The sequence below is a fragment of the Streptomyces sp. CB01580 genome (assembly GCF_001905795.1).
In the GTDB taxonomy this organism is placed as follows: domain Bacteria; phylum Actinomycetota; class Actinomycetes; order Streptomycetales; family Streptomycetaceae; genus Streptomyces.
The window spans coordinates 196689-212182 of sequence record NZ_LIXJ01000011.1; the positions used below are offsets into that span (position 1 = coordinate 196689).

8 protein-coding genes and 1 pseudogene are annotated in these 15494 nt (G+C 74.8%); 7 read left to right on the forward strand and 2 right to left on the reverse strand.

Going from position 1 to position 15494, the window contains the following annotated elements; all coding sequences use genetic code 11:
- The first annotated feature begins 60 nt into the window (after window positions 1–60).
- Together AMK22_RS18375 and AMK22_RS18380 are read left to right on the forward strand one after the other, a co-directional pair.
- Window positions 61–1062 (forward strand): Lrp/AsnC family transcriptional regulator, encoded by a 1002-nt coding sequence (locus AMK22_RS18375; RefSeq protein WP_073786333.1) that lies wholly within the window; start codon window positions 61–63, stop codon window positions 1060–1062.
- A gap of 201 nt (window positions 1063–1263) precedes the next feature.
- Window positions 1264–1560 (forward strand): annotated as a pseudogene (locus AMK22_RS18380) (class I SAM-dependent methyltransferase); the annotation flags it as partial.
- A gap of 107 nt (window positions 1561–1667) precedes the next feature.
- Here AMK22_RS18380 and AMK22_RS37605 read toward each other — a convergent pair.
- Both AMK22_RS37605 and AMK22_RS42370 read right to left on the reverse strand, forming a co-directional pair.
- Window positions 1668–1859, reverse strand: coding sequence for a hypothetical protein (locus AMK22_RS37605; protein ID WP_079186242.1), 192 nt, complete (start codon window positions 1857–1859; stop codon window positions 1668–1670).
- A complete protein-coding gene (locus AMK22_RS42370; protein ID WP_391835500.1) occupies window positions 1859–1969 on the reverse strand; it encodes a hypothetical protein in 111 nt (36 codons plus the stop codon). The genes AMK22_RS37605 and AMK22_RS42370 overlap by 1 nt, the downstream gene beginning before the upstream one ends.
- Before the next feature lie 722 nt (window positions 1970–2691).
- Here AMK22_RS42370 and AMK22_RS18395 point away from each other — a divergent pair.
- The 5 genes from AMK22_RS18395 to AMK22_RS18415 all read left to right on the forward strand — a co-directional run bounded on the left by AMK22_RS18395 (window position 2692) and on the right by AMK22_RS18415 (window position 15410).
- Window positions 2692–3558 carry a DUF4132 domain-containing protein gene (locus AMK22_RS18395; RefSeq protein ID WP_073786339.1) on the forward strand — a complete coding sequence of 289 codons (867 nt, stop codon included), beginning with the start codon at window positions 2692–2694 and terminating at the stop codon, window positions 3556–3558.
- The gene (locus tag AMK22_RS18400; RefSeq protein WP_073786341.1) at window positions 3555–8468 is read left to right on the forward strand and encodes a DNA-binding protein; all 4914 of its coding nucleotides are present in this window, start codon (window positions 3555–3557) and stop codon (window positions 8466–8468) included. Before AMK22_RS18395 ends, AMK22_RS18400 begins: the two co-directional genes overlap by 4 nt.
- A 152-nt stretch (window positions 8469–8620) precedes the next feature.
- Complete coding sequence (locus AMK22_RS18405) at window positions 8621–9775, forward strand: ATP-binding protein (protein ID WP_073786343.1); 1155 nt, start codon at window positions 8621–8623, stop codon at window positions 9773–9775.
- Window positions 9772–13542: a vWA domain-containing protein gene (locus AMK22_RS18410; RefSeq protein WP_073786345.1), complete on the forward strand. Its 3771-nt coding sequence runs from the start codon at window positions 9772–9774 to the stop codon at window positions 13540–13542. Before AMK22_RS18405 ends, AMK22_RS18410 begins: the two co-directional genes overlap by 4 nt.
- Window positions 13539–15410, forward strand: coding sequence for an SWIM zinc finger family protein (locus AMK22_RS18415; protein WP_073786347.1), 1872 nt, complete (start codon window positions 13539–13541; stop codon window positions 15408–15410). The genes AMK22_RS18410 and AMK22_RS18415 overlap by 4 nt, the downstream gene beginning before the upstream one ends.
- Window positions 15411–15494 lie beyond the last annotated feature (84 nt).

Here is a 15494-nt window from a genome sequence, read left to right on the forward strand (position 1 = left end):
CGGCTTGAAAAGTGATGGATACTTCCTCTGGAGGCTTGATCGGCGAGGGAAACGGACAGGTTGCTGGACGAGACCGACCTGGCGTTGGTGGACGCCCTCCAGGTCAGCCCGCGGGCGAGCTGGACGAAGCTCGGTGAGGTACTCGGCGTCGCCCCGGTCACGCTGGCCCGCCGTTGGCAGCGGCTCGTGGACACCGGTGCCGCGTGGATCAGCGTCGCGGGCAGCGACGCGCGCTCGCGCGGTGCGATCGTGGAGTTCGTCTGCGCGCCCGGTACGGAGATGACCGTGGCGGCGGAGCTGGCGGAACTGCCCTACGTCAGCACGGTCGGGATCACCACCGGCGACTACCACGTGTACGCCAACATCGTCGCGTCCACGCTGGCCGCGACCACCGAGATCCTGCTGCACGGCCTGCCCCTGTCGCCGCACGTGCTGCGGACGCGCAGCCACGTGTTCGGCAGCCTGTTCGGTGGCATGGTGTGGCGGCTGGGCGTGATGAACCGGTCGCAGACCCAGCAGATCCGCGAGGTACTCGGCCCACCGCAGCGGGAAGCCCATCCGCTCGGCGTGCTGGACCGCGCGCTGTTCCTGGCCCTGGGCCGCGACGGGCGGCGTACCTACACGGATCTCGCCGCGGCACTCGGCACCACCCCCAAGGCGGTCCAGCGCCGCCTGAACCGGCTCGAACGCAACGGCGACATCGCGTTCCGCTGCGACGTCGCCCGCGCGCTGGCGGGCTGGCACACGATGGCCCTGTTGTGGCTGACCGTCCCCGACGCCGAACTGCGCACCGTCGGCAACCGCATCGCGGGCTGGGCGGAGACCCGGATGTGCGCGGCGGTGGTGAGCCCGACGAACCTCGCGGTCATCCTGAACCTGCGGTCGTTCGAGCACTTGGAGGAGATCCTCGTCCGGATCGCCACCGGCCTGCCCGGAGTGACGGTCACCGAACGGCGGTTGGTGCTGCGACAGGTGAAGATCTACGGCCGTCTGGTGGACGAGGACGGGCGGAGCACCGGGGTGGTCCCGCCGGATCCGTGGGCTGATCCGCAGCGGCGCTGAACCTTCGGCCGGCCGCCACCCGGTGGTGCTCCCTCGCCCTCGCTGCGATCCGGCGGCGCCGCGCGCGCCGGCCTGGGCGGGTGCGGCGGCGATGGGGGGACCGCTCGCCCATGAGCTCTCCTTCCCGTCCGGTCTGTCCGACGTCCCGGCGTCCCGGCGTCCCGGTGTCCCGGAAGTGGCAACAGAGGTTGCAGCGGGCCGGGCGTAGTCGCCGGCCTGCTCGCCGACGCGTTCCCCGACGCCGAGGTGGTCGCCGTCGACCAGTCGCCCGCCCTGCTGGAGCGCGCCCGTACACGCTCGTACAGCCGTATCGCCACCCAACAAGCTGGCCTCCCGGACGAGTTCGGCAAGCTCGGCGCGGCCGGCCTCATGTGGTCCGCCGACGTCGTCCACCATCTCGGCGACCAGCAGGCGGCATTGACCGCCCTCGCCGCCCCCGGCGGACTGCTCGCCGTGGCCGAAATGCGTATTGCGACCCGCGGTCGCTGTGATGAATGAGGCCGGAGTCCTTCTTGATCCTCCGTCTCCAGCGTCAGCTCCGGGACGTCCAGCGGCAGTTCGGCCCGCATGTGGTTTGCGATCTGCCAGCCGACGATCATCCGGGACTACACGTCCAGGACGAACGCCACGTATGCCCACCCGGACGAGGTGCGCACATAGGTCCTATCCACCACCCGTAGTGGATCCGGCCGCGAGGCGGTGACGTCGCGGTCGGGCCGGCGGGGCGCCGACGGCTCCGCCACGGTGGTCCGCCGCCGCTGCCCGCGAATGACGCCTTCCAGTCCCAGCTCGGCCATCAGCCGCTCGACGGTGCAGCGGCCACGTCGACGCCTCTGCGGCGCAGGGCCCGGGTGATCCGGCGGGCGCCGTAGGTGCCGCCCGACTCGCCACGGGCCTGCCCGATCAGCGGCGCTCGGCGGCACGGAACTCACGGACCGCGCGCTCGCGGAGCTCGTCGGGGTATTTACGCGGTGCTGCCATGGTGCTGGTGGTTCTCCTCCGCCAGGACCGCAACCCTGGCATCAGGGACTCCACAAATCCCAGTACAGCTCAGCCCGGTGCCGGGAGAACGAGAGAAGGTGACCGTGGACGCATCGCAGGAAGCGGCAGGCCGGGACGACAGTGGCGCCCCCGTCCGCGCCGGAGGATGCCCGAAGGGGCCGAGCGGCAGGTGGCCGCTTTGTACTGGGAGGCGTTCGGCCGCAAACTCGGCAGTGCGCTCGGCCCGCCCGAGAAGAGGCGGGCGTTCCTCGCCTCCGTCGGCGGAACCACCCGCCGAGCGCCTCGGACCGGCATGAAGTCGGCGTCGTCTTCATACCAGCCGTCGACGTATGGTGCCGCGAATCCGGCACGCCGTACGGAGGCACCGCGCCATCGGCCAATGTCCTGCTCACGCCAGGCAACGCCCTGCTGACGTTCCGTCGGCCGTACCGCCTCCCGCCGTCGGCCGCGACGCCTGCCGTCCCGGCAGCACCAAGATCCCTGCCAGGCCGTCGCGAGGGCACCGCGGAGCAACCTGCGTTGTCAGTGGCCCTCGTTAGTCTCTCCTCTACATCGCAGTTCAGGGGCTTCGTGGCCCTTGGTTCGGGCTGCGCTGACATCTGATGGACAGGCGGAGGGGCACGGCTGATGGCGTGGCTGGCAGCGGGTGAGGGGTACGAGATCACCCTCGAGGACGGGCGTGTGGTCGCACGGCGCGTCGGGGGGCGGCAGTTGAAGGCGCTGCCGAAGGCGTTGCGCGACAGTCCCGAGGTCGACCGGCTGAGGCAGCTGTCCGAGTGGCTGGACCGGCACGCGGCGTCGTGCGTGGCTCAGGTGGATGCCTGGATGGTGTCGTCGCTTCCGGTTCCGACCGAGCTGATCGCGCGGGTGTGGCCGGACGAGGCGTGGCAGGCGGCGCTGCGTGACATGGCCGTCGTGGGCGACGATCCGGACGAGGTCGGCTTCCTGCGGGACGTCACCGGTGACGGGGAGCTCAAGGTGGTCGACCTCGACGGTGAGACCGTGCGGCTGTCGCCGCGCGTGGTGACGCTTCCCCACCCCGTGCTCCTGCCGGACCTGGAGGACGTAAGGGACTTCGCGGCCGACCTCGGCATCACCCAGAGAGTGGAGCAGATCCACCGGGCGACCTGGGCCAGGCCGGACGGGCCGGATGCCGGGCGTCCGGAGACGGCGACGGAGGTACGGGACTACGCGGGCGGGAAGTTCGCCTCGCGGTTTGGTCTCGCGGCGCGTGCCACGGGCCTCGGCTACCGGGTGTCCGGTGGCTACGCCACGTGCAAGGTGCGTGATGGGGGCCGCAGCACGGAGGCGTCGGTGTGGATCGGCGAGCCGTACTGGGACGGGGAGTCGGAGACCGGCGGGCTGAGCTGGCACGACGAGGACGGCCGCGCGGTGCGGCTGACCGAGGTCGGGCCGGTGGCCTGGTCCGAAGGGATGCGCATGGCCGCTGCGCTGTACGCCGGCCGCACGATCGAAGAGGGTGGGGACGCGTGACCGGGACGGTTGGGAACGACAACGAGGAGCTGCTCGCGGCAGGCGCGGTCCTCCCGGCCGACGCGCGGGGTGCTGGCCCTTCAGCGATTGAGCTGACCGCGCGCGCCTATCGCCACGCGGCGCTCGGCGAGGATCGGGTCGTCGTGCGGCTGGCCGCGGCCGAACTGGGCCCCGCCGAGGACCTCGCCGCCGGCTTCCTCGGACTCGAGCCGCAGGGCGAGCCGGCCCTGGTCGGTCTCGGTCGGCGCCAGGAACTCGGCTTTCCCGAGTGGGTGCTGGTGCACCACCCCCAGGACGGGCACCACGCCCTGGCGGTCGTGCCGGAGCTGGACCGGCTGGCCCGGCAGGCCAGGACGAAGCCCAAGGCCGCCCTGGACGCCTGCCACGAGCTGGCCGGGCGGCTCGCCTCGGCCGTCCCGCACTTCCTGCCCGTCTTCTACGAGCAGGCGGCGCGAGTCTTCCTCGGCGTCGAGAACAGCACGTACGCCGGTCAGCTGTTCGGCCGTGCCCGCACGAGCGAGGCGCAGCACGGGCTGACGGTCGACGAGGACCGGCTCGACGCCGTGTTCCTGGAGTTCGCCCTGGCCGGCGCGCTGCCGGTGAAGGTCCTGACCGGTTACGGCAAGGACCTGTCGGCCCGTCTGGCGCCCGTCGAGGCGTACGAGCGGTTCCGGCGGCTGTGCGTGCGCCGGACCGCCGGCGGTCTCGCGCCGTCCGCCCAGGCCGCGGTGGAGCTGAGGCGGCTCGCCCGCGCCGCGGCCCTGTCCGGCAGCGGGGCGGAGCAGGACTACCTCGCCGACCTCCTTCCGCTGCCGGCCACCTTGCGGGCCGCCGCCGGTTGGTGGAAGTCGCACCGCAGCGCGCTGGTCGCGCTGGCCCGGCGCGTTCCGTCCGTGCGGGGCACGCTGCTGTCGATGACCCCGCCCGGGGACAGCGGGGAGATGACCGAGCTGTGGCTGGGAATCCTGGCGGAGTCGGGGGCCGACGCCGGTCTCGCGGGCGCCGACCTGCCCCAGGAGGAGCAGTGCTCCGACGGCGCGGCGGGCTGGCTGGAGCGCTTCCACAGTGCCCGGCATCGCGGTTGGGGGCCGCGCCCGACACCGCCCGCCCTGCTGGAACTGGTCGAGCGGGCGGCCGGCCGGCTGCGTGCCGATCTGGCGGCGCGGCCCGAGGGCGAGCGGTTCCTGAGGATCGGTGTCGAGGACGTGAACCTGCTGGACCTCCTGCTCTCGCTGGAGATCGCGGTCGCCGACCCCGAGGAGAAGTCCGCCCACCACCAGCGCGGAAACGCCCTGAACCTGTCGGACTGGGCGCGCGGCGAGGAGCCGCGGGACCTGGTCGCGCTGGCAGCCGACCCGCGCTTTTGGCCCGCCTTCGGGCGCGGGGCGAACAGCTACAACAGCGCTTCCTCAGGTGCGGACGTGATGCGGAGGCTGGCCGCCTCACCCGGCGGCCGCCCGATGCTCACCGAGTGGATGCGCGAGGTGGCCGCCTCGTCGGTGGCGGCCGGACTGCCCGGACTGCCGAAGGCGATCGAGCGGCTTTCGTGGCTGCCCTCCGAGGCTCTCGTGCTCGCGCCGCAGGAGGTCGCGGCCGCCGCCGGTGCCGATCTCGGCGAGGCCGTGGCGCGCACGCTTCGGGGCGGTCTGTGGGAGGAACTGCGCTGGCCGGCATGGGAGGAGGCACTGACGGAGCTGGCACCGGGGCGCCACACCACCGAGGGGCTGACGGTCGTCGAGGCCTGGCCGTATCTGATCGTGGCCAACGCGACGCAGGTGCGCGTCATCGACGCCGACTCCACCGTGCTCGTGCACGATCTGCGGGTGCCCACCACGTCCGTGTGGCGGACGGGCTTCCACTACGTGGACGGTGCGCTGCTGGTGTTCTGGAGCACGTACGGCCGCGGCGAGCCGCAGGGCTACTGGCACGCCGAGCCCGACACGGTATTCACTCTCGCCGGCGCCGACTCCTGGGCCATGCGTTCGGATCACCTCAGCCTGCAGCTGCCCGGCGGCGGCCGCACCACCGGCGGCGGGGTCCTCCACAGCGGCGACACGAAGTTGCCCGCGGAGCGCGCGCTGCTGTCCGACGGTACGTCGTACTGGGTGTGGCAGGACAGGGACGGGGAGGACAGGGGCGGCTGGCTCGAGTACGACCCCATGGGCGGCGCGTACGGCCGGCGCTCGCAGCCCGGTTTCCTCGCCGACGCGCTGCTGCGGCACGCCCCCGGGGCCGAGTTGGCGGCCGGCTCGTGCTGGCTGCGGCCCGCCCCGACGGTGGCGGGTTCGGCCCAGGGGACGTCCGCGGACGGGCTCCTCGGCTGGCGTGTTGTGCGGCTGCCCGACGGCGGCCACCACGGAGAGGACACCACCGGACGGGTCGTCACCCTTCCGAAGGGCGCCGACAGGCCGGTCGCCGCGCTGACGTTCCCCGGCGACGACCGGCCGCGCGCACTGACCCAGCAGTGGCGCGAGCTGTCGCTCAGCGACCCGGAGGGCCTGGTTACGACGTCGGCCCAGTGCGACCACCGCAACGAGCTGTACGGGACCGCGGCTCAGGCCCTGCCGCCGCTGCCGTACCTGTACATGCTGCGCGCGCGTGATCCGCAGGGGTCGGTGGCGCTGCGGGGAGCCGACGCGGAGTCGGCCGGCGTCCTGCTGAAGGCGGCCGTGCTCGCGGAGCGGGTGGCGGACCTTCCCGAGCTGGTGAGCGCCGCGCTGCCGCAGGTCTCGGCACCCGAGCTGATCGCCGGCGTGGTGAAGGTGCTGTGCTTCGCGGTGCGGCAGCAGAAGGCGCTGGACGCCGTGGCCGCACGGCTCGACCCCGCCGCCGAGCCCACGGAGATCCGGGGCCAGGGAGCGAGCGACCACGTGCTTGCCAAGGCGCTGGACGGCATCGTCACCACCGACTACTACCGCTACGGCGCGGACACCGACGTGACCCACCGATACCTGGAGTCTCTGGCGTCCGTGCGCGCGGACACCGCCGCCACGGCGCTGCCGGGCCGGCTGCACTTCGATCTGCCGTCACTGCCCTACTCGGGACTGCCGTTCGTCTCGCTCCTGGACGAGCCGGCCGCGATCGCCTACCGGGCCGTCGCACCCGGCAGCGACCCGGCACACCGGGCAGCCCTGCTCGAAGTCCTCGGCCGGGTGGACGCGCTGGGGCTGGCCTCGACGGCGGCCTCGGCCGGCCACTGGCGCCGGGTCCTGGTCCGCCTGGCGACGCCCCACCTGGACACGCCGGACGGCCAGCGGCGCAACGTCGCTCACCGCAGTGTGCTGCCCCTGGGCGGCGGTGCCGCGCTCGGCATCACCGAACACAACTCCGGCGTCGACGACGGATGGGAGTTCGGCGCGCTGCTCCACGACCCGATGGGCCGTTTCGAGGTGCCCGGCCCCTACACCGTGAGCGGTGAAGCGCCGGTGGGCGACCGGGTGCGCGGCGCCGACTGGCTGACCGGCTTCCTCGGGGAGGCGCGGTCCCGTGAGGCGGCGCCCTTCCTGCCCGAGGCCGCCGACGAGTTCAGCCGCCTCACCGGTGTGTCCCGGGCGCTGGCCCGGATCGTTCTCGCGGGCATGCCCGACGTGGACAGCTGGGAGAACAACTTCCTGCCGGCCGAGCTGCGCAAGGCGCTCGGGCTGAAGGTGGCCGAGGCGGGACACGCCCGCGACGAACTGCGCGCGCTCCCGGTCGAGGTACGCCGCGCGGTGCTCGCGGCGCTCCTGCCCGACGACCCGGCACGGCTGTGGAGCGAGGGCCCGGACGTGGCGTCGGCGGCCGCCGTGTGGAATGAGAAGGTGGGACGGCGCCGGCAGGTGCCCGACTGGCTGGCGGTGGAGGCTGCGCGCGCCGCGAGCAGCGGCTGGCCCGTGCACCGGGCGCTCCCGGCGCTGCTGGAACCGGCGTCGTCGCCGGAGCTCGGCGTCGACGTGCCGTGGCGCATCGAGGGCGATCATCCGGCGACGGCGTCCCCCGCCGATGCGCCGTTCACCTCGGCGGTGCTGGTCGGCTCGATGAGCCTGACGGCCTGGCTGGCCCACCGGCTGCCCGCCGGCGATCCGGTACGGGCGGCGCTGCCGAGTGCGCTGACCGCCGTGCGGCAGCGTCTTGAGGCACCCGAACTGCTGCTCTCCGCCGGGCACTACACGAGCCTCGCGGACTTCCGGAAGGTGGCCGGTGCCCCGACGGAGACGGCACCGGACCACGAGCGGTACGGCGCGGTGCTCATGGCCACGCAGGACGGCCAGCCCCAGCCGGCCGTACGGCCCGCCCTGCTGGACTCCACCGGTTCCTGCCCGTACCTGGTGGCGCTGCGCGGCGTGGATCAGCAGCCGACCAGGGTCGAGACGGCACTGCGGTGGGCGTACGACCCGGCGTTCGCACGACTGCTGGCCGACCCGGGCGCGCCCGCGGCCGGCGTGGCGGACGACCAGGGCCTGTGGTGGCCCCAGGATCCGTCTCGTTCGGTGCCCGAGCGGGTGGCCGAGGTCGCCGAGGCGCGCGGTCTGACCGCCGACGCGGCGACGCTGTACCTGATGCTGCTGGCCATGCCCGACCCGACGGACCGCAACACCGCGCGATGGACGGGGTGGAAGCCGGCCCGTCTCAAGGCGGCTCGGGCCGAACTGGCCGAGACCGACCTGGTGGTGTCGGCCGTGCGGACCCGGGCGGGACGCTCGCTGTTCTTGCCGGGCGCCTGGGCGGAGCAGTCGGCGCCCGTCCTGCCCGTCGAGCAGTGGAAGCTGCCGATGTACGGGGTGGCCACGGGCTGCCGGCCGGTGCTGGGTGCCCTGGTGCCGACCGAACCGGTCGCGGAGCTGTTCGCCCGGGCCTGGCAGCGCGTCCTCGACGGCGACCTCCCGCGCTTCGAGGAGCTGAAGGTGCGGCGTACGAGGCGCCGCCGTTGAGACGCCGTCACCGTGACGCCGCCGAACGGCACCTGAGCCGCCGCTGACCGGCTGTTCGTCGTCAGCATGGCGCGGCGCGCCCGCCCCGGGTGCGCCGCGCCGGCCCTCCACCCCGTACGCACACCTGTCGAACCATGACGAAGGAAACCCGCATGACCGTCACCGAACAGACCGCACCCGTCCGGCAGGGCCAGCCGGCCGAGGAACGCCACGCCGCCGAACTCACCTTCCTCGCCGCCCAGGACCCCGGCCCGCGGCCGCCCGGCTGGGCGCTCACCCCGCGCGCGGTGGTCACGTTCGTCTGCGGCAGCGACGGCGTGGAGCTGGCCCTGCCCCGGCGTCGCGCCGGTCTGCCGTCGAAGCTGGTGATCGCCCCGAAGTTCGTCGGCGAGCGCGCGCTGGTCGAACGCTGTGTGGTCACCCTCGCCGGAGAGCGCGGGCTGCTGCTCACCGGTGAGCCCGGTACGGCCAAGTCGATGCTGTCGGAGCTGCTCGCGGCCGCTGTCAGCGGGACCAGCGCCCTGACCGTGCAGGGCACGGCGGGCACCACCGAGGACGCGTTCCGCTACGGCTGGAACTACGCCCTGCTGCTCGCCCAGGGCCCCACCCCGCAGGCCCTGGTGGACTCTCCCGTTCTTGCCGCCATGCGGCTCGGACGGGTGGTGCGGGTCGAGGAGATCACCCGCTGTCTGCCCGAGGTCCAGGACGCTCTCGTCTCCATCCTGTCGGACCGGCGGATCAGCGTGCCCGAGCTGACCGCCACCGAGGACGCGGTCGTCCGCGCCGCCCCCGGCTTCACCGTCATCGCCACCGCCAACCTGCGCGACCAGGGTGTCTCCGAGATGTCGGCCGCGCTGAAGCGCCGTTTCAACTTCGAGGCCGTCGACCCGATCGCCGACGCCGACGCCGAAGCGGCCCTGATACGCAGCCAGGCCGTCGCCGCCGTGCAGCGGGCGGGCGCGGCCTTCGCCGTCGACGATGCCGTCCTCGACGCCCTCGTCACCGTCTTCCGCGACCTGCGCTCCGGCCGTTCCACCGAGGGCTGGGACGTGGAGCGGCCGGGCACGGTCATGTCGACCGCCGAGGCCGTCCAGGTGGCGGCGTCGCTGGGGCTCGCGGCCGCCTACCTGGCCGGCGAGGACGTGCTCGACCTGCTGCCGGGACACCTGCTCGGCGTGGTCCGCAAGGACGACCCCGCCGACCACGCGCGGCTGCTGGGCTACTGGGACGGTCCGGTGCGCCGCCGTGCCGAGAACGGCTCGGCGATGTGGCGCCGGCTCTGGGACCTGCGCGGGAGCCTGCGTTGACGACCGTCGATCCACGAACGGCCGTGGACGCACTGGCCGCATCGCGTGCGCCGTACCTGCTGGGAGTGCGCCACCACAGTCCGGCGCTGGCCGCGGTGGTACCCGCCTTGCTGGAAGAGGCGCGGGCCGAGGTGGTCTGCGTCGAGCTGCCGACCGACTTCCAGCCCTGGCTGGAACATCTGGCGGACCCCGAAACCGTCGCCCCGGTCGCCCTGGCCGGGGCGGGCGAGGAAGGACGGCTCTCGTTCTACCCGTTCGCGGACTTCTCCCCGGAGCTCGCCGCGGTCCGCTGGGCCGGAAGCCGCGGGGTGGAGGTCGTGTGCTGCGACCTTCCCCTCGGCGACCCGCGCTGGTCGGCGGGGGCGCTCGGGCCGGTGCGCGAGCCGGACGGGAGCGAGGCCGTACGTCCAAAGGCCGATGCGCCCTCGGGTGCCGCGGGTGCGCTCGACGCCGGTCCGGACACCGGTCCCGACCCTGCTCCCGGCGACGGGACGGCGCGGGTGCGGCGCTCGTACACCGAGGCGCTCGCCGCCGCCGGGACCGGCCGGGACGGTGACGACCTGTGGGACCGCGCGGTGGAGGTGCTGGCTCCGGGGTGCGCCCCGGACGCGGTGCGCCGGGCCGCACTGGGCGTGGGCTGGGCCCTGCGCGCCGACGCCGTCGTACCCGCCGCCGACCTGGCGCGGGAGGAACGGATGCGGCAGGTGATCGCCTCTGCCTCGGCGGACGGGCGCCGGGTGGCAGCCGTGATCGGCGCCTTCCACGCACCCGCGCTTCTCGCGTCCACGGAGGAGGACGCCGGAGCGGAGGCCGGGGTCGGGACGGCGGGCGTCTCCGGTGCTACGGGGCGGGCGGCCGTCCCGTCCGGCGGGCCGCGCGGTGCGGGGCCCCGCACATGGGCGTCCGGTACGGACACGGCAGGGGGTTGGGCGGCCGGCAGGACTGGGGAAGACGGCGCCGCAGCGACCGAGGGCTCGGAGGTGACCTCCCTCGTGCCGTACTCCTTCGACCTGCTCGACTCCCGGTCCGGCTACCCGGCCGGAATCCGCGACCCGTTGTGGCAACAGGCGGTGCTCACCGCGGCCGGCGATCCGGAACGGATCCGGGAGGCGGCTGCCGACGCGGTGACCGGACTGTGCCGCGAGATGCGCCGAAGCGGCCACACCGCGGGGACCGGCGAGGCCGCCGAGACGCTGCGCCTGGCCTGCGACCTGGCCGCCCTGCGCGGACTGCCCGCGCCCGGGCGCGGCGAACTCCTGGAAGCCGTCACCACCGTCCTCGGGCAGGGCGAACCCCTCGGCCGGGGCCGGGCCCTGGCCCGCGCGCTGGAGGCCGTGTTCGTCGGCACCGCACGCGGCCGGATCAGCCCGCACGCGCCCCGGTCCGGTCTCGGCCCCTCGGTCGAGGCCGAGCTCGCGGAGCTGCGGCTGCCCCGACCGGACGACCCCGACCGCCGCGACCTGCGCCTCGACCCGCTCCGTTCGCCGCTGGACGGCCGCCGCGAAGTGCTGCTCCAGCGGCTGCTGGTGATCGGCGCCTCGTACGGTGAACCCCTGGACGTGGCGAGCACGGGCGACGGCACCGCGCTCGGCACCAGGTGGCGTCTGACGTGGACGCCGTCCGTGCCCGCGCGCCTCGACCTCGCGGGCGTGCGCGGAGTGACCGCGGCCCAGGCCGCCGCCGGCACGCTCGCCGCGACCGCGCGCCACGAGGCCGCCGAGGGCGGCCCCACCCCGGCCCAGATCCTCACCGGGCTGACCGCCGCCGCGCGCTGTGGTCTGTCCGAACTGGTCGACGCCCGCCTGTACGAGGCCTCCGCCGTGCTGCCCGACAGCGCCGACCTGCCCGAGCTCCTCCAGGCCCTGGACCTGTTGGAGGGACTGCGGCGCGGCCACTACCCCGGCACGACGCAGGACGCCCGCACGACGGCCGGCGCGCTCACGGAGGAACTCCTCGAGGCCGCGGTCCGGTCCCTGCCCGGTCTCGCGGGGAGCGACAGCGGCGCCGACGCCGGGGCACTGGTGGCGCTGGCGGACCGGACGGCCGCCCGCCATCTGGGCCTGCGGCTGGACCGGGCGCTCGCCGAGCTGGCGGCCGGGGGCTCCCCGCTCATCCAAGGCGCGGCCCTGGCCGTACGGGTGCTGCTCGACCTGGACGACGCGGCCGGGCTGGGCGAGCGTACGGCCGGCTGGATCGACGGGGCCACGGCTCCGGACACGCGCCGGGCGCTTGCGAAGCGTCTTGCCGGGCTGCTCACAGCCGCCGGTCCCCTGCTCCAGGCGTCGCCGGACGCGCTCGCCGCGCTCATGGACCGGGTTGACGCGCTGGCCGACCAGGACTTCCTCGACCGGCTCCCGGCCCTGCGCGGCGGCTTCGACACGCTGGCCCCGGCCGCGCGCGACAGGCTGCTCACCACCGTGACGGAGCGGCTCGGCGACCGGCTCGACCTGTCGCTCGACGCCCCGCCCGAGCTGCTCGCCCTGTGGGCGGCCGCCGACGCGGCAGGATCGGCAGCGCTGAAGGCCCTGGGCCTGCCGGGCACGGACGCCGCCGCAGGAACGGACCCGGGCCCGGACTCGGCCGGCAATCCCTGTCCCACACCCCCACGCGCAGCGGACAGCGCCCCTGCGGACGACGCGGACCGACGGCTCGGCCGTGCCGACCGCTGGCGGCTGCTGCTCGGCCGCCACAAGGAACGGCTCACCGGCGACGCGCGCCGCTACGCCCGCGCCCTGGACGAGCTCTACGGCCGCGGGCGCGGCGAAGGCGCCCAGGACCTGGACGGCGGCGCACCAGGTCAAGGCGGCGGTCAGGACCCGTCCTTTCCCACCGCGCGGGAGTGGGCGCAGGAGCTGGAGGCCCTCTTCGGCACCGACGTACGCGAGGAGGTCCTCGCGGAGGCCGCCGACGCGGGTCGCACCGACGTGCTCGCGCAGCTCGATCCGGCGTCGGTACGCCCGTCCGTGGAGCTGCTCGGTTCGGTGCTGTCCCTGGCCGGAGGCATGCCCGAGGCTCAGCTCGCCCGGCTGCGTCCGCTGGTGAAGCGGCTCGTCGACGAGCTGTCCCGGGAGCTGGCCACCCGCCTGCGCCCGGCGCTCACCGGCCTGGCCACCCCGCGCCCGACTCGACGGCCCGGCGGGCGCCTCGACCTCGCCCGTACCCTGCGGGCCAATCTCGCCCACACCCGGCGGACGGAGGACGGCCGGCTCGTCGTCGTACCGGAGCGCCCGCTGTTCAGCACGCGCGCGAGCAAGGAGGCGGACTGGCGCCTGGTCCTCGTCGTCGATGTCTCCGGCTCGATGGAGGCGTCGGTGATCTGGTCGGCGCTGACGGCCGCGGTCCTCGGCGGGGTTCCGACGCTGTCCACGCACTTCCTGGCCTTTTCCACGCAGGTGATCGACCTGACCGACCGGGTCGAGGATCCGTTGTCGCTGCTGCTGGAGGTCCGGGTCGGCGGCGGTACACACATCGCGGCCGGTCTCGCGCATGCGCGTTCGCTGATCACCGTGCCGAGCCGCACGCTCGTCGTCGTGGTCAGCGACTTCGAGGAGGGCGCACCGCTCGGCGGGCTGCTGGGCGAGGTGAGTGCCCTGGCGTCCTCCGGAGCCCACCTGCTGGGCTGCGCGGCGCTCGACGACACCGGCACGCCGCGTTACTCGGTGTCCGTGGCGGGCCAACTCGTCGCGGCCGGTATGCCGGTGGCCGCCCTCAGTCCGCTCGAACTCGCCCGCTGGGTGGGCGACCGCCTCCGTGGAGAACACCGTTGAGCACCGTACTCCTGCCTCCCGTCGCCCCCGACGTCCTCGCCGACGCCGTGGAGCAGCTCAGCGCACGGCTGCGCAAGAAGCTCGACGCGGCGATCTCGGGCTGCGCCGACCGGCCTTCCGCCATGGCCGACGGGGCGGTCGAGGTCCGCTTCGGCGAGGACGCCACGGTCACGCTGCGCCCGGGCCCGTCCGGCACGGTCACGAACGCGGAACAGGCCGTGTGCACCTGCCTGTTGGCCCCGCGCTGCCTGCACCGGGCCGCGGTCCTGGGCGCGGCCCCCATCGCCGGTGGGGAGGGCGACGCGGGCGCGGGTGACGACTCGGGTACGGGTAGGGCCGCAGGCTCGGGCACGGCCTCCGACACGGGCGCGTGGCCCGAGGAGGCCGCACCCCCCGCCCCCGAGGCCGAGGTTGCGGCCACGGCGGTCTCGCCGGCCGCCCTCACCGCGGCGCAGGTCCTTGCCGCCACGGCGCTGTGGGACGCCGCCGCCGAGGCCCTGTCCGCCGGCGTCACGGCGGGTGGCGCCGTGGTGCAGGCCGAGCTGCTCCGCGCCGCCCACACTGCGCGGCTGGCCGGGCTGCCGCGGGCCGAGGCGGCCGCGCTGCGAGTCGTACGGAGCCTGAGGGCTGCGCGGGAGCGGAGCGGGGGACAACGTCTCGCCGACCTCACCGGAGCCTTCCGTGAGCTGTTGGCCGGCGCCGCCCTGCTCGCCTCCGGGGTGGCCGGCACGGATGCGGCGGGCTCGGCGCGCCGGGTCTACGAACAGGGCGGCAGCCTGCGGGTGTACGGCCTGTGCCGGGAGCCGGTGCTGTCCGCGACGGGGTACGGCGGAGTGACCACGCACCTGGTCGGTTCGGACGGCGCCGGTTACACGGTGTCCGACGTGCGCCCCGGTGGCCTCGCCCGCGTGAAGGGCGCGGGGTCGACGTCCGTGGCGCTCGGCGGTGCCGTCCTCGACCACGCCGGGTTGGCGCGCGGGGGTCTGCGGATCGTCGGCGCCACCGTCTCCGCGGACGGGCGGCTCGGGGCAGGGCGGGGGGTCAGTGCGACGCCACTGCGCGGGGTGGACTGGTTCGAGGATCCCGCCGCCGCCCTCTTCGCCCGACCGGTGCAGGAGGCGATGGCCGCCGTGCTCGCCGACGGCGCGCCCGAGGCGGGAGGGCCCGGGAGTACGCCGCCGGGTCTGCTGGGCTGCGACGTCGAGGTGATCGGTGCGGCCGGCGACTCTGTCGTCGTCCGGGTCGCCGATGGGGGACCGCTGCTGCGGCTTTGCCCCGCACACCCCCACCCGGAGCTGCCGCACGCCGCCAACCTGCGCCGGATCGCCGGACACCCGGGGCTCGTCCTGCGTGTGCTCGGCCGTCCCGACCTGGACCGGGCGGCGACGCTCCGGCCGCTGGCGGTCGGGCCGGTGCCGGGGGCGTCTGCCACGCTGCGGCTGCCGGACGCGTGGAAGGGCCGTGCCGACCTGGGCTACGACCGGCTCCAGGGCGAGCACTTCCCCCGCGAGGCGGCAGGACCCGCGGCCTGCGGGCCGGTCACCGCGGGCCCCGACCCGCTGGCGGAGGCACCGCTGTGGCGTGTCCGGCGCCTGCTGGAGACGGGTGTCGCGGGCGGTCGCCGTGCCGTGGCCGAGGCGGGCCGCGGGACGGACGCGGACTTGCTCTCCGCCCGCCTGACCCGGGCGGAACTCCGTGGAGCGGCCCACCTCGCACAGGCCTTGACAACGGAGGCGGGCCGCCGCCCCCGCGACACCTTCGGCCGCCTGACCGACCCCTCGGCCGACGCCTACGCGAGGGCCTGGCTCGCCTCGGCCGTGCACCTGGCAGCTACGGAACGCTCGCTGGTGGCCGCGTCCTGGTCGTGACCCACCGCTGAGCCCACCGGACCGCCCGGGCCGCCCGGTGGGCTCGGACGGTCCCGGGCCCCGGTCCTTCCGGCGTTCCGCACC